14 protein-coding genes and 1 pseudogene are annotated in these 17,341 nt (G+C 65.4%); 13 read left to right on the top strand and 2 right to left on the bottom strand.

Going from position 1 to position 17,341, the window contains the following annotated elements:
• The first annotated feature begins 50 nt into the window (after positions 1-50).
• Together ABQZ00_RS21580 and cls are read left to right on the top strand one after the other, a co-directional pair.
• The gene (locus ABQZ00_RS21580; protein ID WP_323539031.1) at positions 51-1,361 is read left to right on the top strand and encodes a LysR family transcriptional regulator; all 1,311 of its coding nucleotides are present in this window, start codon (positions 51-53) and stop codon (positions 1,359-1,361) included.
• 13 nt (positions 1,362-1,374) lie between these two features.
• Positions 1,375-2,793, top strand: a complete 1,419-nt coding sequence (gene cls / locus ABQZ00_RS21575) for a cardiolipin synthase (RefSeq protein ID WP_323539030.1) — start codon at positions 1,375-1,377, stop codon at positions 2,791-2,793.
• A 10-nt stretch (positions 2,794-2,803) separates the two neighbouring features.
• Here the strand turns inward: cls and ABQZ00_RS21570 are convergent, their stop codons facing one another.
• Positions 2,804-3,196 carry a VOC family protein gene (locus tag ABQZ00_RS21570; protein ID WP_323539029.1) on the bottom strand — a complete coding sequence of 131 codons (393 nt, stop codon included), beginning with the start codon at positions 3,194-3,196 and terminating at the stop codon, positions 2,804-2,806.
• Positions 3,197-3,365: 169 nt separating this feature from the next.
• Between ABQZ00_RS21570 and ABQZ00_RS21565 the strand changes: the two genes are divergently transcribed.
• The 4 genes from ABQZ00_RS21565 to ABQZ00_RS21550 all read left to right on the top strand — a co-directional run bounded on the left by ABQZ00_RS21565 (position 3,366) and on the right by ABQZ00_RS21550 (position 9,084).
• The gene (locus tag ABQZ00_RS21565; RefSeq protein ID WP_323539028.1) at positions 3,366-4,763 is read left to right on the top strand and encodes an FAD/NAD(P)-binding protein; all 1,398 of its coding nucleotides are present in this window, start codon (positions 3,366-3,368) and stop codon (positions 4,761-4,763) included.
• 711 nt (positions 4,764-5,474) lie between these two features.
• On the top strand, positions 5,475-7,661 hold the full coding sequence (gene uvrD, locus ABQZ00_RS21560; protein ID WP_323539027.1) for a DNA helicase II: 2,187 nt from the start codon (positions 5,475-5,477) through the stop codon (positions 7,659-7,661).
• Positions 7,662-7,865: 204 nt separating this feature from the next.
• Entirely contained in the window at positions 7,866-8,447 is a 582-nt protein-coding gene (locus tag ABQZ00_RS21555) for a sugar O-acetyltransferase (protein WP_323539069.1), read from the top strand.
• A gap of 190 nt (positions 8,448-8,637) precedes the next feature.
• Complete coding sequence (locus ABQZ00_RS21550) at positions 8,638-9,084, top strand: universal stress protein (RefSeq protein WP_323539026.1); 447 nt, start codon at positions 8,638-8,640, stop codon at positions 9,082-9,084.
• A gap of 437 nt (positions 9,085-9,521) precedes the next feature.
• On the opposite strand, the pseudogene tagK reads toward ABQZ00_RS21550, so the two are convergent.
• Positions 9,522-10,180: pseudogene (tagK, locus tag ABQZ00_RS21545) on the bottom strand (transcriptional regulator TagK).
• Between the two features lie 289 nt (positions 10,181-10,469).
• Here tagK and tssB point away from each other — a divergent pair.
• The 7 genes from tssB (at position 10,470) to tssG (ending at position 17,325) form a co-directional block, all read left to right on the top strand.
• On the top strand, positions 10,470-10,979 hold the full coding sequence (gene tssB, locus ABQZ00_RS21540) for a type VI secretion system contractile sheath small subunit (protein WP_008572540.1): 510 nt from the start codon (positions 10,470-10,472) through the stop codon (positions 10,977-10,979).
• 4 nt (positions 10,980-10,983) lie between these two features.
• The gene (tssC, locus tag ABQZ00_RS21535; RefSeq protein WP_115514270.1) at positions 10,984-12,477 is read left to right on the top strand and encodes a type VI secretion system contractile sheath large subunit; all 1,494 of its coding nucleotides are present in this window, start codon (positions 10,984-10,986) and stop codon (positions 12,475-12,477) included.
• 83 nt (positions 12,478-12,560) lie between these two features.
• Positions 12,561-13,064: an Hcp family type VI secretion system effector gene (locus ABQZ00_RS21530; protein WP_323539025.1), complete on the top strand. Its 504-nt coding sequence runs from the start codon at positions 12,561-12,563 to the stop codon at positions 13,062-13,064.
• 65 nt (positions 13,065-13,129) lie between these two features.
• On the top strand, positions 13,130-13,924 hold the full coding sequence (locus ABQZ00_RS21525; RefSeq protein ID WP_055846862.1) for a type VI secretion system accessory protein TagJ: 795 nt from the start codon (positions 13,130-13,132) through the stop codon (positions 13,922-13,924).
• Between the two features lie 5 nt (positions 13,925-13,929).
• A complete protein-coding gene (gene tssE / locus ABQZ00_RS21520) occupies positions 13,930-14,433 on the top strand; it encodes a type VI secretion system baseplate subunit TssE (protein ID WP_115514269.1) in 504 nt (167 codons plus the stop codon).
• A 4-nt stretch (positions 14,434-14,437) separates the two neighbouring features.
• The gene (gene tssF, locus ABQZ00_RS21515) at positions 14,438-16,321 is read left to right on the top strand and encodes a type VI secretion system baseplate subunit TssF (RefSeq protein WP_323539024.1); all 1,884 of its coding nucleotides are present in this window, start codon (positions 14,438-14,440) and stop codon (positions 16,319-16,321) included.
• Entirely contained in the window at positions 16,285-17,325 is a 1,041-nt protein-coding gene (gene tssG, locus ABQZ00_RS21510; RefSeq protein ID WP_323539023.1) for a type VI secretion system baseplate subunit TssG, read from the top strand. Before tssF ends, tssG begins: the two co-directional genes overlap by 37 nt.
• Positions 17,326-17,341: the final 16 nt, after the last annotated feature.

Here is a 17,341-nt window from a genome sequence, read left to right as displayed (position 1 = left end):
GCTCAAGATTCATTTGAGGTATGCGTATTGATTTTGCTTATAGTTAGAGCATGCCGCCGATGCCCGAGCCGAACCTGCGTCATCTGTATGCCCTGGTCGTGGTGCACCGGCTGGGCAGCATCAGCGCGGCCGCGCCGCAGGTGAATCTGTCGCAGCCGGCCTTGACCCAGGCGGTGGCGCGCCTGGAACAACAACTGGGCGTGCGGTTGTTCGAGCGTCAGCCTGGCGGCATGGCCGCCACCGAGGCCACCCAGTTGGTGGTACCGCGGATCGAGCGCGCCTTGGCGCATCTGGGCCGGGGCATCCTGGTGGCGCGGCGTGCGCTGCGGCTGCCGGCGCGCCCCGGTCTGGAGCGACGGGTGTCGCTGGGCCAGCTGCAGGCGCTGGTGGCGGTGGATGTGGCGGGCAGCTATTCGCTGGCGGGGGTGCAGCTGGGCGTGTCGCAGCCGGCGGTCTACCGCGCGGTGCAGGCGCTGGCCGATGTGATCGAGGTGCCGCTGACTATGCGCCGCGGCAAGGCGATGCAGCCCACGCCGGTGGCGGAGCGGTTGCTGCGGCAGGTGCGGCTGGCGCTGGCGGAGGTACGCGCCGCGCTCGACGAAGTGGCCGCCCTGCGCTCGCAGCATGCCGGGCGGGTGGTGGTGGGGGTGATGCCGCTAGCGCGGGCGATCCTGTTGCCGCAGGCGTTGGCGCGGTTTGCGCGTGCACACCCGGCTGCCAGCATCAGCGTGGTGGAAGGCCCGTATGCGGAGTTGCTGGCGCATCTGCGCGAGGGCGGGCTGGACCTGCTGATCGGTGCGTTACGCGACCCGCTGCCGGTGCGCGACGTGCTGCAGGAGCCGCTGTTCGACGACGAGCCGGTGATCGTGGCGCGTAGCGGGCACCCGTTGGCCGGAACGGCGTATGCGTTCGCGCAGCTGCTCGACTACCCGTGGGTGATGGCCGCGGCGGGCACGCCGGTGCGCGAGCGCTGGGAACGTATGTTCCGCGATCGGCAGCTGGAGCCGCCGCCGCTGCGTATCGAATGCGGCGCCGAGCTGACCGTACGCGGCCTGTTGCTGGAAGACGATTGGCTGACCCTGATGTCGCGCGACCAGTTCCTGTTCGAGCGCCGCGCCGGCCTGCTGCGCGAGATCGGCAGCGCCGGGCCGCGTTTGCGTCGGCAGATCGGCATGACCACGCGCAGCGACTGGCACCCGACGCGCGCGCAGACCGCCTTCGTGCAGACGCTGCGGCAGGTGTGCGCCGAGCGCGTGCATCCGGCAGCGGCAGATGCCGGCCCGTTTCGCCATTGCATCCAACCGGTGGGGACCGCGTCGTTGCGTTTACACGCGGCCGGGTCAGAATCGGCTTCCTCATGAGAACGGAGCGCTGATGCTGCCCGACTGGTTGCAAGGGACCTGGCTGTTGGCGCTGGACTGGGTGATCCGCCTGGCCGCGCTGCTATGGATTCCCACCCGCACCACGCCTGGCGCGGCGCGCAGCTGGTTGCTGCTGATCGGCTTTGTGCCGGTGGTCGGCCTGCCGCTGTATCTGTTGCTCGGCCACCCGTGGTTGTCGCGGCTGCGCGTGGAGCGGCAGGCCACCGCCTCGCAGGTGATTCGCGAACAGCAGCTGCCGTTGCATGCGCTGCGCTGGACGCCGCCGCCCGATACCAGCAGCGCCGAGGTGGTGCCGCTGATCGAACGGCAGGGCGACTTCATGCCCACCTTAGGCAATGCGGTGGAATTGCTCGACGACTACGCGCAGTCGCTGCAGGCGTTGATCGTCGCGATCGATACGGCCGAAAAGCGCGTGCATCTGCTGTATTACCTGATGTTCGACGATGCGGTGGGCGATGCGGTGGTGGCAGCGCTGCAACGTGCAAGTGCGCGCGGCGTGCGCTGCCGCGTGCTGCTCGATGCGGTGGGCGCCAAGCGCGGCCTGCGGCGCTATCGCAAGCGGCTGCAGGCCGACGGCATCGAGGTGCTGGCGGTGCTGCCCGGTGGGCTGCGCTGGCGCCGCAGTGGGCGCATGGATCTGCGCAATCACCGCAAGATTGCGGTGATCGACAACCAGGTGGGCTTTGTCGGCTCGCAGAATCTGGCCGACGCCGGCTTCATCGACGGCGTGCCCAATCGCGAGCTGGTGGCGCGCGTGCGCGGGCCGGTGGTCAATCATCTGGAAGCGGTGTTCGCCAGCGACTGGTTCACCGAAACCGGGCAACGCCTGGATGTCTGGCCGGATGCGCCGGTCTGCGAGGCCAATATCGCCACCCAGTTGCTGCCCAGCGGGCCGGCGTATCCCTTCGAGAACGCGCGCGATGCGATCAATGCGGTGATCCATCTGGCGCGACGAAAAGTGGTACTGGTGACGCCGTACTTCGTGCCGGACGAGGCCTTGCTGAGCGCCTTGCGCATCGCCGCGGTCTCGGGCGTGGATGTGCAGCTGATCTTGTCCGAGCGCAACAACCAGCGTCTGGCGGCGTGGGCACAGGAAGCGTATTTCGACGAGCTGCTGCGCTGTGGGGTGAAGATTGCGCTGTACCGCCCGCACTTCCTGCATGCCAAGCACCTGAGCATGGATGAAAACATCGCGCTGGTGGGCTCGATCAATCTGGATATCCGCTCGTTCGCGCTCAACGCCGAGATCGGCATGGTGTGCTACGACACCGGCGTGGTGCAGCGGTTGCGCGCGATCGAACAGGACTATCTGGCCAACGCACGTCAGCTGGATCTGCAACAGTGGCGGCGGCGCCCGGCCTGGCGACGCAGTCGCGAAGGCATCGCGCGGTTGGCGGATGCGTTGATGTAGTGGCCTGCGCTCAGTCCAGTCGCATCACCTGGAACACGTTTCCCTCCGGGTCGCGGCCGTCGTACATCTGGTAAGCGAAGCCCGCATAGCGTTTGAGTTCATCCACACGTACGCCTGCGCTGCGCAGTTGCTCGCGATGGGCGGCCAGATCGGAGGTGATGGCGAACACCAACTTGGTGGTCGAGCCGACCGCCGGTGCCGCGTCGGATGCGGGCGATGACGGCTGCTGTCGGTACCTGTCGCCCATCAGGTGCAGCGCCAGTTCAATCTGGCCCGCCACCAGGACGACCCACTGATCGGCGATCTCCTCGATGACGGGAAGCGCGAAGTGGGTCTGGTAGAACACCTTGGCCGCAGCGACGTCGCGGACATAGATGATGAGCCTGACCAATGCGATGGACATCCTGTGGGCCTCCCGCGGCATTTACCGAGCGTGCGCGGCTGATCGTACGTGCTTCTGATGCCAGGACGCATGCCAACCGCTCCCACCCTTGCGGCGGCGACGACGCACCTTCGCAGCGAGTGATGCGGTGACCGAGGGGTCTGGTGCAGCCATCGCCTACAATGCCGCAATGAACACATTGCGTGATCCCGGCGTTGCAGCGATCGCCATCGTCGGAGGCGGCGCTTCCGGCGTGCTGGTGGCATTGCAGCTGCTGCATCAGGCGACCACGCCGCTGCAGATCGTGCTGATCGAGCCGCACCCGGTGCTGGGCGAGGGCGTGGCCTATTCCACCGCGCGGCCCGAGCATCTATTGAACGTGCCTGCCGCGCGCATGAGCGCGCTGGCCGATACGCCGCAGGATTTTGTCGACTATCTGCGCATGCACGCATGCTGCCCGGAGCTGGACGACGCGCAGCTGCCGCAACAGTATGTTGGGCGCAAGCATTACGCCCCGTACCTGCGCGAGCGCCTGCAGGCCGCGCGTGCAACCAGTCCTGCGACCTTGCGCGTGCACACCGCACGCGTGCAGACCCTGCAGCCCAACGCAGACGGCGCGCTGTTGCAGCTGGATGACGGACACACCGTGCAGGCCGCCGCCGTGGTGCTGGCGGTCGGTAACGCGCTGCGCCCGTTGCCGTTGCGTGGTGCCACCGGTTTGTCGGCGGCGCAACGGGTGGAAGCCTGGGACACCGAAGCAGTGGCCGCGCTACCGCAAGACGCCGCCGTGTGCATCGTCGGCTCGGGGCTGAGCATGGCCGACACCGTGGTGACGCTGGCTGCGCAGGCCCATCGCGGCGCGGTGCATGTGGTGTCGCGGCATGGTCTGCTGCCCTTGCCGCATGCGCATGGCGCTGCCGCCGACTTCGATCCACAACCATTGCTTGCCTTGTCGTTGCGCGCACGCATGCGCGCGTTGCGCCAGCACGCGCGCGCGGCGCTGGCACAGGGGCTGCCGTGGCAGAGCGTGATGGAACGCATCCGACCATTGAGTCAGGCCTTGTGGCAAACCTTGTCGGTGGCCGATCAACGCCGTTTCCTGCGGCATGTGGTGCGCTACTGGGATGTGCATCGGCATCGCATTGCCGCGCCGGTGCATGCGCAGTTGCAGGCGATGCAGACGCGTGGGCAACTGCAGTTGCATCGTGCGCGGCTGGATGTGGCCTTCGAGGTAGGTGCATGCGTGCGTGTGAGTGCCGGCGCCGCCAGTGCCGGGCATGCGTTGCAGCTGGATGTGCAGACGCTGGTCAATGCCACGGGCGTTGAAATGCGCGTACAGGCGATGCGAAATCCGTTGCTGCAGCAGTTGCTGGGGCAGGGTATTGCGACGGCCGGCCCGCATGGGATCGGCGTGGATACCGCTGCCGACGGCAGCCTGCTCGATGCCGACGGGCGCGCCAACCTGCGGCTGCGGGTGATCGGCAGCCTGCGGATCGGTTCGTTGTGGGAGAGCCTGGCAGTGCCGGAGTTGCGCGAACAGGCAGCGGCGATTGCGCGGGATGTGTTGGTGCAGCTGGAGCGCCGATAGGCGTGTCGGCAACAGAGAAGGAGCTTGGCCGCCTTCTCCGACCGCGACATTGGCTTCTTCGAGGGGCGAAGGCGACGCATAGCGCCGGATGAGCGTGCGAGCGAAGCCTCGGGTGACTCGCTTGGCTGCGTCTCGTGCCCTCCCCCAACCCCGGCTCCGCGCCCCGGCCTACGCTTGCGGCGCGGGCGCTCCAAGGCACGCACGCGCGCGGCGCGCAAGCCGTGCCTTGGAGCCCCGCAGCCGGGAGAGGGGCTCTGCCATGGCGAGCACTGCCTGATCTCTAGCAGGCGGGAAAACAATCAACCTCCTGCCTTCATCTTGCCGGTGTCAGAGCAATCAACGTCCTGCCTTCTCAGGCAGGCGTCAGAGCAATCGACGTCCTAGCTTCCCAGGCAGGCCGCAGAGCAATCAACGTCCTAGTTTCTCAGGCAGGCGTCAGAGCAATCAACGTCCTGGCTTCTCAGGCAGGCGTCAGAGAAGCCAATATCCTGCCTTCTCAAGCAGGCCGCAGAGCAACCAACATCCTGCCTTCTCAAGCAGGCCGCAGAGCAATCAACGTCCTAAGCTCCTCTGGCAGGCGGCAGAGAAGCCAGCATCCTGCCTTCTCCCGCCTGCGGGGGAAGGTGCCCGAAGGGCGGATGGGGGCAGCAATCCCAAACCGCTTCATCGCAATCTCAGCCGCAGCGACGCCACAACCGGTAAAATGCGCCGGTGGATGTCTCTCATTTGCTCGATCATTTAAACCCCGCCCAGCGCGAGGCCGTTTCCGCGCCGCCGGGGCATTACCTCGTGCTGGCCGGCGCCGGCTCCGGCAAGACGCGCGTGCTGATCCATCGCATTGCCTGGCTCAACGAAGTCCAGGGCGTGCCCAACCACGGCATCTTTGCGGTGACCTTCACCAACAAGGCCGCCGGCGAGATGCGTCACCGCACCGACCTGCAGCTGCGTAACGGCAGCCGCGGGATGTGGATCGGCACCTTCCATGGGCTGGCGCATCGGCTGTTGCGCCTGCATTGGCAGGACGCGCGGCTGCCCGAAGGCTTCCAGGTCATGGACAGCGACGACCAGCTGCGGCTGGTCAAGCGCGTGGTGCAGTCGCTGGAGCTGGACGAGAGCAAGTATCCGCCCAAGCAGATGAGCTGGTGGATCAACGAGCAGAAGGACGAAGGCCGTCGTCCGCAGCATATCCAGCCCGAGCCCAACGACGATTGGACCGAGGTGCGCCGGCAGGTGTATGCGGCCTATCAGGAACGTTGCGACCGCTCCGGGCTGCTGGATTTCGCCGAGCTGCTGCTGCGCGCGCACGAACTGCTGCGCGACACCCCGGCATTGCTGGCGCATTACCGCGCACGCTTTCGCGAAATTCTGGTGGACGAGTTCCAGGACACCAACGCCATCCAGTACGCCTTCGTGCGCGTGCTGGCCGGCGAGACCGGGCATGTGTTCGTGGTCGGCGACGACGACCAGGCCATCTATGGCTGGCGCGGTGCCAAGGTCGAGAACGTGCAGAAGTTCCTCAAGGATTTCCCCGGCGCGCAGACGGTGCGGCTAGAGCAAAACTACCGTTCCAGCGCCAATATCCTGGGCGCGGCCAATGCGGTGATCGCCAATAACCCGGACCGTATCGGCAAGCAGCTGTGGACCGATTCCGGCGATGGCGACCCGATCGATCTGTACGCGGCCTATAACGAAGTAGACGAGGCGCGCTATGCGGTGGAGCGCGCGCGCCAGTGGGTGCGCGATGGCGGCAGCTACGGCGAAGTGGCGGTGCTGTATCGCAGTAACGCGCAATCGCGCGCGCTGGAAGAAGCACTGATTTCCGAGCAATTGCCGTACCGCGTGTATGGCGGCATGCGCTTTTTCGAGCGCGCCGAAATCAAGGATGCGCTGGCTTACCTGCGCCTGCTCACCAACCGCAGCGACGATGCCGCCTTCGAACGCGCCGTCAATACGCCCACGCGCGGCATCGGCGACCGCACGCTGGACGAAGTGCGCCGGCTGGCACGCGCCAATGCGTTGTCGTTGTGGGAAGCGGCAATGCTGGCCACGCAGGAAAACAGCCTGGCCGCGCGTGCGCGCAATGCCTTGGCGACCTTCCTGAGCCTGGTCGGCCAGTTGCACGCCGAAACCGGCGAGATGGAACTGGCCGAACGCATCGACCACGTGCTGATGCGCTCGGGCCTGCGCGAGCATTGGGCCAAGGAAAGCCGCAGCGGGCTGGATTCGGAATCGCGCACCGAAAACCTGGACGAACTGGTGTCGGTGGCCTCGCGCTTCACCCGGCCGGACGACGAAGACAGCCAGGGCATGACCGAGCTGGTTGCGTTTCTGGCATACGCCTCGCTGGAAGCCGGCGAAGGCCAGGCGCAGGCCGGCGAAGAAGGCGTGCAGTTGATGACGCTGCATTCGGCCAAGGGCCTGGAGTTTCCGATCGTGTTTCTGGTCGGCCTGGAAGATGGCTTGTTTCCGAGTGCGCGGTCGCTGGAAGAAAGCGGCCGGTTGGAGGAAGAACGGCGTCTGGCGTATGTGGGCATCACTCGCGCACGGCAGAAGCTGGTGCTGTGCTACGCCGAGTCGCGCCGCATCCATGGTCAGGACAACTACAACGTCCCGTCGCGATTTTTGCGCGAGATTCCGCGCGAGTTATTGAACGAAGTGCGCCCCAAAGTGCAGGTTTCGCGCACCGCCTCGTTGGGCGCAGCGCGTGGCGGCCCGGTGCACGGAATCGTGGAGGCCGCGCCGATCAAACTCGGCGCCAACGTCGAGCACCCCACCTTCGGCGGCGGCGTGGTCGTCGATTACGAAGGCAGCGGTGCGCATGCGCGCGTGCAGGTGCAGTTCGACGAAGTAGGCGCCAAATGGCTGGTGATGGCGTACGCGAATCTGACGGTGATGTAGCTAGGCGATGGCGCGCTTTCTCCTCTTCCTGCAGGCAGGTGTGGCGCGCAGTTCTGGATGAGGGTGGAGCGCGGTGACGGAGCGTCATCTTCGTGTCCAGGCCGTTCCAGCACCGTATCGCGCCGTTGTGCGCTGCCCGATGCATTCGCCACAGCATTCGTGACACGCTGCGGTCGAACCGACTGCATGAAGACACACGGCCCGATGCGCACCGAAAAACAGAAAATGCTCGCAGGCGAGCTGTACAACGCTGCCGATGAAGTGCTGCAGGCCGATCAGGCGGCCGCTGCCGAGTGGATGGTGCGTTACAACGCAGCTGCCCTGCAGACGGCTGAGCAGCGGCACGCGCTCTTGCGCGAGCGGTTAGCTGAGGTGGGCGCGGGCGCGGTGATCCGTGCGCCGTTTCATTGCGACTACGGATACAACATCCGTCTGGGTGCGGGGGTCTTTCTCAATTTTAACTGTGTGATTCTCGATATTTGCGACGTCAGCATTGGCGATGGCACGCAGATTGGGCCTGGCGTCCAGCTTTACGCTGCCGATCATCCGCGCGATGCGGCCGGCCGTGCCAGCGGTCTGGAATTTGGACGCCCGATTCGCATTGGGCGCAACGTGTGGATTGGCGGCGGGGCGATCATCCTGCCGGGCGTGAGCATTGGCGACGATGCGTTGATCGGCGCAGGCGCGGTGGTTACCCGCGATGTCCCCGCGGGTGCGACGGCAGTGGGCAATCCGGCGCGCGTGCGCGAGATGCGGCCTGATCCGGATGCCGTAGCGACGGATTGAGCGCAGTGAAAGACGCGTTGCGTGCGATGTGAGCGATCTTGTATGCGTTGCACGTAGTAGCAAAAACATCATGAGTCGCCACACCAGCAATTGCAGCATTGATCCACATCAAGGCAGCCACCACCAGCGCCTGTCACCGTGAGTCCGGCACTACCCTTTGGCAGCACTGCCACCCTTGCAGGAGGTCACCATGTACAAACGTATTCTCATCGCCATCGATGCATCCGAGCTGTCGCATCGCGGCTTGTTTCAGGGACTGGAATTGGCCAAGGCAACCGGTGCCAAGGTTGATATCGTCACCGTGTCCGAGCCGTGGGCGATGGGCATGTACGATGCGATGGGCTGGAGCGTGGGCTACGAGGCGAGCCCGGAGTATCGTAAAGAGCGCGAAGCCGCTGCCGAAAAGATTCTGCGTCCTGCACTGGAGCTGGCGATAGCTGCAAACATCAAGGCGACCTCGCGGCATGTGCTGGACCGCTTCGCTGCCGAGGGCATCGTGCAGATCGCAGAAGAATGCAGAAGCGATCTCATCATCATGACCTCGCACGGGCGACGTGGCGTGCGCCGCATGCTGCTCGGCAGCCAGACCGTGGAAGTGCTGACGCACAGTACGATTCCGGTGCTGGTGATTCGTTGAGGCCGATGCCGATATCGAGTTGTTGATGAGCAGGCATGCAGAAGGCCCATCGGGTTGTTACACGTAGGAGCGCACCTGGGCGCGACTGGCGTTCCCGGTAATGCCAGTCGCGCCCAGGTGCGCTCCTACGCAGTGTTTATAGTTTCCGGTGCGCGCGAGGCAGACAAGAACACGATGAATGGACGTGCAGTCTGATGCATGCACGCTGTCGTAGGAGCGCCCCCGGGCGCGATGGGGCGTCCAGGTAAAGCCAGTCGCGCCCAGGTGCGCTCCTACGTAGTGTTTATAGTTTCCGGTGTGCACGAGGCAGACAAGAACACGATGAATGGACGTGCAGTCTGATGCATGCACGCTGTTGTAGGAGCGCACCTGGGCGCGATGGGGCGTTCCCGGTAATGCCATCGCGCCCAGGTGCGCTCCTACGCAACCCACCGTGCTTAGCCCTTCATCGGCTCCAGTTGCGCCACAAAGCGTGGCGACGGTCGGGCGAGCCGGCGCAGTGCTTCGGCGTGCATCAGCGGTGCGTTATGGGTAAGCGGCGCAGCCGTGCGTGGCGTGGCGGGCGTGTGCTGCTGCGCGTCCTGGCCTAGCTCGCGCATGAAGCGCCACATCGGCATGTAGTGGCCACGGCGCGGTGCCGGTGCGTGCGGCGTGGCGCGGCATTGGCGGCGCCACTGCATCGGTGGCATGCCGAAGCGCTGCTGGAAGGCGCGCTGGAACTGCCGCTCCGAGGCAAACCCCATTTCGTACAGCAACCAGGTCAGGCTGCACTCCGGATACGCCTGCAGATAGCGGTGCGCAGTGCACAGGCGCTGCTCGCGGATATAACTGGCGACGCCGCCACGCGACTGGAACAGCCGATACAACGACGCCCGCGACAGCGCGAACGCCTGTTGCAACGACTCGGTGCCGAGCTCGGCCTCACTGATGTGCTGCTCGATATAGGCCAGCAGATCGATCATCAGCGGCGCATGCGCCTCCATGGTCGAGGACGCTTGCGGCGCGATGGCGCTGTAGTAGCTGATGCTCATGCGGTACTGCCTGCGGCCCACTCCCCGGGGCCTGTCCTTTGATCAACCGAAAAAAGCATCGCCAACCCATCACGCCTCTTTCACGAAGTCGGCCGCGCATCACGCATCGGCACGATTGAGACGATTTGTCGGGTGAGCGCGCAGGGCCATTCCTAGACTCGCCGCAACGCTGAAGAGCGTCATCGCACGGCCTGTCGCTTTGGTCCGCGTGGTGCGGCAGTTGCGGGGAAGCTCGCAGCACCGGCGTCGCACGCAGGCTCCAGGCGATCGGCCGGGCCGGCGATATCCAGGCCACAAGGCAGCGCACGTGCCCCGCACGTTGGCGCAACGGGCAAGCTCAATCGGAGATCAGGCATGGCCAGCAGTCAGAAGTTCATCGCCCGCAATCGGGCGCCACGCGTGCAGATCGAATACGACGTAGAGGTCTACGGCGCGCAGAAGAAAGTGCAGATTCCGTTCGTGATGGGCGTGATGTCGGACCTGTCCGGTGCCAACGCCGGCGAACTGCCTTCGCTAGACGAGCGCAAGGCATTGGAGATCGACGTCGACAACTTCGACAGCCGCCTGCAGTCGATGCGCCCGCGTGCGCAGTTCAAGGTGCCCAACACGCTCACCGGCGAAGGCGAGCTGGCGGTGGATATCACCTTCGAAAGCATGGACGACTTTTCCCCGGCCGCCATCGCGCGCAAGGTCGCGCCGCTGGCCAAGTTGCTCGAAGCACGCACGCAGTTGGCCAACCTGGACACCTATATGGACGGCAAGGCCGGCGCCGAGCAGCTGATTGCCAATGCCATCCGCGACCCGGCGTTGCTGCAGTCGCTGGTGTCGGCGGCCAAGCCTGCCTCCGAGCCGGAAGGAGCCTGACGCCATGTCCGCCACCGAAGCCGCACTGGCCAGCAGCAGTACCGAAACCAGCGAGCAAGGCGATTTTGCCGCGCTGCTCAATCGCGAGTTCCGCCCCAAGAGCGAACGCGCCAAGGAAGAAGTGGAAGCGGCGGTACGCACGCTCGCCGAGCAGGTGCTCAACCGCAGCGATGTGGTCAGCGAAGACGTCTCGCAAACCATCAAGGCCTATATCGCCGAGATCGACCGCACGCTCACCGAACAGCTCAACAAGATCCTGCATCACGCCGATCTGCAGCAGCTCGAAGGTGCCTGGCGCGGCCTGCATTACCTGGTCAACAACACCGAGACCGATCAGCAGCTCAAGATCCGCGTGCTGAACATCAGCAAGAAGGAACTGGGCAAGGTGCTCAAGCGCTACAAGGGCACCGCGTGGGATCAGAGCCCCATTTTCAAGAAGGTCTACGAGCAGGAATACGGCCAGCTCGGCGGCGAGCCGTATGGCTGCCTGGTCGGCGATTACTACTTCGACCAGAGCCCGCCGGATGTGGAGCTGCTCAACGGTATTGCACAGGTTGCTGCGGCTGCGCACGCGCCGTTCATTGCCGCGGCTGCGCCCAAGTTGATGGGCATGGACAACTGGAACGAGCTGTCCAATCCGCGCGATCTGGCCAAGATCTTTTCCACGCCCGATTACGCCGCATGGCGCTCGCTGCGCGAGTCGGAAGACTCCAAGTACATCGGTCTGGCGATGCCGCGCACGCTGTCGCGTCTACCGTATGGCGCGGCCACCAGCCCGGTGGACGAATTCGATTTCGAAGAAGAGACTGCCGGCGCCGATTCCAATAAATACACCTGGCAAAACGCGGCGTATGCGATGGCGGTCAACATCAACCGCTCGTTCAAGCAGTACGGCTGGTGCTCGCGGATTCGTGGCATCGAATCCGGCGGCGCGGTGGAAGGGCTGCCGACGCACACCTTCCCCACCGACGACGGCGGCGTGGACATGAAGTGCCCCACCGAAGTGGCGATCACCGACCGCCGTTCGGCCGAGCTGGACAAGATGGGCCTGATGCCGCTGGTGCATCGCAAAAACTCGGACATGGCCGCCTTCATCAGCGCGCAGTCCTTGAACAAGCCCGACGAATACGACGACCCGGATGCCACCGCCAACGCCGCATTGGGCGCGCGCCTGCCGTACATGTTTGCCTGCTGCCGCTTTGCGCATTACCTCAAGTGCATCGTGCGCGACAAGATCGGGTCGTTCTCCGATCGCGAGCAGATGCAGAGCTGGCTGACGCGCTGGGTGACCCAGTACATCGATGGCGACCCGTCCAATTCCAGCGAAGAAACCAAGGCGCGCAAGCCCTTGGCCGCCGCCGAAGTGGTGGTGGAAGAAGTGGAGGGCGCACCGGGCTATTACAGCTCCAAGTTCTTCCTCAAGCCGCATTACCAGCTGGAAGGCCTGACCGTCTCGTTGCGGCTGGTCTCGCGCTTGCCCTCGGCCGCCAAGGCCTGATCCAGCGTCTTTGCGTCACGGCGACGACGTGCGCTCTGCACGTTGCGCCACCTGTGTTTCCCACTTAGCGAAGGAGCAGTTCCATGGCGTTCGACATGCATATCAAGTTCGGCAGCGGCAAGGTCAAGATCGAAGGCGCGTCCAATCACAAGAAGCACAAGGGCGAGATTCCGATCCTGGCGTGGTCGTGGGGCGCGAGCAATTCCGGCGACCTGCATACCGGTGGCGGTTCGGCCAGTGGCGGCAAGGCGCATATCCAGGACATTTCCATCACCAAGTACGTCGACGGGTGCTCCAACGCATTGCTCGATGCGGTGTGCACCGGCGCACGCGTGGAAAACGCCTGGTTGTACGTGACCAACGCCACCGGCGAGCAGAGCGACTTTCTGACGGTCGAGTTGAGCGAAGGCGTGCTGATCACCTCGCTGTCCACCGGCGGTTCCGGCGGCGAAGACCGTCTGACTGAGAACGTGACGCTGCATTTCGGCAAGTTCAAGTACGGCTTCCAGCCGCAGGACGACAAGGGCACGGCGCAGGGCGGCGCGAAGGAATTCACCTACGACATCCAGGCTGTCGCCAAGGCGTAATGCCGGCAACACCAACGGCGGTGCCATAACCGGCACCGCCACCTTCTTCGATAAGGACACGCGCGATGGATGCTACCGCACAGACCCTGCTCGCCCGTGGCGAGCCGGCGCAGGCGTTGCAGCAATTGGTGCAGCAGGTGCGTCGGCAACCGGCCGATGCCGCGCAGCGCGTGTTTTTGTTTCAGCTGCTGGCTGTCCTGGGCCAGTGGTCGCGTGCGGCCGACCAGCTGCGCGCCTGCCTGGAGCTGGATGGCGGCAGTGCGCCGATGGTGCACACCTACCAGCGCGTGTTGCAGGCAGAACAGACGCGCGCTGCGGTATTTGCCGGCGACTGCCTGCCTACCGTGATCGGCGCACCCGATGCCTGGATGGCGCTGCACCTGCAGGCCTTGCAGTTATCGCTACGCGGCAATGCAGCGCAGGCGGCCGCATTGCGCGAGCAGGCGTTTGCGCAGGCACCGGCCATCGGCGGCACGCTGGATGGCGTGCGGTTCGAGTGGCTGGCCGATGCGGATGCACGCTTCGGCCCATGCATCGAACTGATCCTGGACACCGGCTATGCGTGGGCACCGCTGCATCAGGTGCAGCAGTTACGCTTCGAAGCGCCCAGCGATCTACGCGACACCGTATGGGCGCCGGTGAGCGTGCTGTGGCGCAATGGTGGACAGGCGTTTGCGTACATGCCGGTGCGCTATCCCGGCAGCGAACACCTGGATGCGGGCGAGCTGCAACTGGCGCGTCGCACCGAATGGACCGAAGGTGCACAGGGCGAAATCGGCCTGGGCCAACGCATGCTCAGCACCGAGTCGCGCGAGGTTGCGCTGCTTGAGGTGCGCGAGCTGCAGTTCGACGCGTCCTGATCGTCATGGCCGAGCTCACCACCACCGAACGCTTGCAGCCCTCGCTGCTGGACCGGCTCACCGATGCCGCGCCCAGCCAACGCGAAGAGAGCCGCGACCAACGCGTGATTTCGGCAACGCGCCTGCGCGAATGCGTAATCCGCGATCTGTCGTGGCTGTTGAATGCAGTGAATCTGGAAACCAGCCGGCCGCTGGACGCGCATCCGCAGATCCGTCGCTCGGTGCTCAACTTCGGCATCCCCGATCTGGCCGGCGCAGCCGTGGCCGGCATCGATGCGGCTGCGCTGCAGCAGCGCATTCGCGACGCCATCCTGGCCTTCGAACCACGCCTGATCGCCGATACCTTGCGCGTCAGCGTGCACGCCGACGCTGCGCGCATGGACAAGCGCTCGCTGCTGTTCACCATCCAATCGGAGATGTGGGCGCAGCCGCTGCCGTTGAACCTGTATCTGAAGACCGCGCTGGACCTGGAAACCGGCAGGCTCGAAGTGATGGAGGGCCACGGCTAATCCCATGGACCCGCGCCTGCTCCCGTACTACACCCGCGAATTGCAGCACGTGCGCGACATGGGCGCCGAGTTTGCGCGCGAGTACCCCAAGATTGCCGGGCGGCTGGGGCTGGATGCGTTCGAATGCGCCGACCCGTATGTGGAGCGGCTGCTCGAAGGGTTCGCGTTTCTGGCCGCGCGCGTGCAGCTCAAGCTGGATGCGCAGTACCCGGTCTTCACCCAGCACTTGCTGGAAATGGTCTACCCGCATTATCTGGCGCCACTACCATCGATGGCAGTGGTGCAGTTGCAGCCGGATCTGAAAGACAGCGGCCTGAGCGCCGGTGTCGACGTGCCGCGGCATAGCGCGCTGCGCAGCCTGATCGGCGCCGGTGAGCGCACCGCCTGCGAATTTCGCACCGCGCATGCGGTGACGCTGTGGCCGCTGCAGTTGGCCGAGGCCAAGTATCTGGAATCGCCGGCTGCGCTGGCGGCGGCGGGTATCGCATTGCCCGCCGGGCGCAGCGTGCGCGCCGGCATCCGATTGCGCTTCGAGCTGGTGGGCGGCGCACAGACCCAAGGTCTGGCATTGGATCGGCTGCCGCTGTTTCTTGCCGGCGCCGATGGCCTGCCCAAGCGGCTGTACGAACAACTGCATGCCGACACCAGCGCCGTCCTGCTACGTGGCAGCGATGCGCAGGGCGCGACCGTGCAGACGCTGCAAGGCGCCGATGCGTTGCAGATGCGCGGGTACGCCGACGAAGACAGCTTGATCCCGTATGACGGTCGCTCGTTCAGTGGCTACCGGTTGCTACAGGAATATTTCGCCTGCCCGGAGCGCTTTCTGTTCGCAGAACTCACCGGTCTGCGCACTGCATTGCGTCGCCTGCACGGCACCAGCTTTGAGGTGGTGATCTTGCTGGAACGCAGCGTGCCCAGCCTGGCGGCTGCAGTGAGTGCCGAACACTTCAAGCTGTTCTGTACGCCGGCAATCAATCTGTTCGAACGCCGCGCCGACCGCATCCATCTGCAGACCGGCCAGCACGAGTATCACGTGCTGGCCGATCGCACCCGGCCGATGGATTTCGAGATCCATCATCTGGGCGAGGTGGAAGGCTTCGGCGACCGCCAGGAACCGGAACAACGCTTCACCGCGTTCTATGGTGGCGACGCACGCACCTGGCATGCGCGGCATGGCGCGTTCTACACCATGCGCCGCGAGCCACGCCTACTGTCGGCGCGGCAACGCCGCGATGGCGCGCGCTCCAGTTATGTGGGCAGCGAGGTGTTCGTCAGCCTGGTCGATGCCAACGATCAGGCGCACGCCAGCAACTTGCGTCAGCTCGGGCTGCAGCTATGGTGCAGCAACCGCGACCTGCCACTGCACATGCCGGTGGGCAAGGGCACCACCGACTTCAGCATGGACAGTGGTGTGCCGGTACAGAGCGTGCGCTGCGTGGCCGGGCCGACCAAGCCGCGCCCGGCCGTGTCCGACGGGCAAACCGCGTGGCGCCTGCTCAGTCAATTGCAGCTCAATTATCTGTCGCTGTTCGAAGATGGAACCAACGGTGCGGCGGCGCTGCGCGAGATCCTCACCCTGTATTGCGACCCGTTCGATGCCTCGGCACAGCGGCAGATCGAAGGGGTCAAGCAGGTCACCGGCACGCCGATCGTGCGACGCATTCCGGTGCCGGGCCCGATCACGTTCGGCCGTGGTTTGGAGATCACGCTCACTTGCGAAGACGCCGCCTTTGAAGGCACCGGCGCGTTTCTGCTGACCTCGGTGCTGCGGCACTTCTTTGCGCGCTATGTCTCGGTGAATTCCTTTACCGAAACCGTGCTGCGCACCACCGAACGCAACGAGGTGGCCCGATGGCCCGCCCAGCCCGGCTCCCGACCGCGCCTGTAAGCGCCGGTGCTGCCGCGCTGGAACAGGCGCTGCACACCCGGCCCCAGGACTTCACCCCGTTTGCGGCGCTGCGCGCGATCGAGCGTTGCCACCCGTTGCAGCCGCGCCTGGGCGAATCCGCCCGTGCGGCGGACGACGTGGTGCGCCTGCGACACACCCCGTCGCTGGCATTCGCGCCGCACGCCCTGGACCGCTACACACCGGCGCACGACGCGCAACCCGCGGCGCTGTACGGGCTGTTTCTTGGCCTGTTTGGCCCCAACGCGCCGCTGCCGCTGCACCTGACCGAATACGCCATCGAGCGTGCGCTGCAAGCCAAGGATGGCACCTTCGCCGCGTTTGCCGATGTGTTCCATCACCGCATGCTCAGCCTGTTCTATCGCGCCTGGGCGCAGGCGCAGCCCACCGTGCAGGCCGAGCGACCGGCCAGCGATCAGTTTCGTGCGTGGCTGGACGCGCTGGTCGGTATCGCCAGCCCGCATCTGCGCGAGCGCGATGCATTGCCCGACGATGCGCGCCGCTATCACGCCGGACGATTTGGTGCGGCCACGCGCACACCGGAAGGATTGCGCGCCGTGCTGCAGCAGCTGTTCGACTGGCCGGTGCAGGTGCAGGAGTTCATTGCCGAATGGATGCGGCTCCCCGCCGATGCGCAGTTGCAATTGGGCCTTGGTCCGCGCAATGCACGGCTCGGTGTGGACAGCGTGGTTGGTGCACAGGTGCGTGGTGCGCAACAGCGTGTGCGGATTCGGCTGGGGCCGCTGCCGCGCATCGCGTTTCAACGCTTCCTGCCCGGTGGCCACGCGCTACGCCAACTTACCGCGGCGGTACGCAGCTATCTGGGCGACGAATTCGGCTGGGAGCTGCAGTTGCTGCTCAAGGCCGACGACGTCCCCACCCCGCACTTGGCACGCAATAGCCGCTTGGGCCTGGACACCTGGCTCGGCCGGCGCGCCTGGAGCGTTGCCGACGCCGACGAGGTGCTGCTGCGCCCCTCCGGCTGACCGCACCGCTACCACT

Origin of the sequence: Xanthomonas sp. WHRI 10204, from assembly GCF_040202875.1 — a bacterium.
GTDB lineage: Bacteria > Pseudomonadota > Gammaproteobacteria > Xanthomonadales > Xanthomonadaceae > Xanthomonas.
The sequence above is the reverse complement of the archived record's forward strand: the minus strand, read 5'-3'. Positions and strand labels throughout refer to the sequence as shown.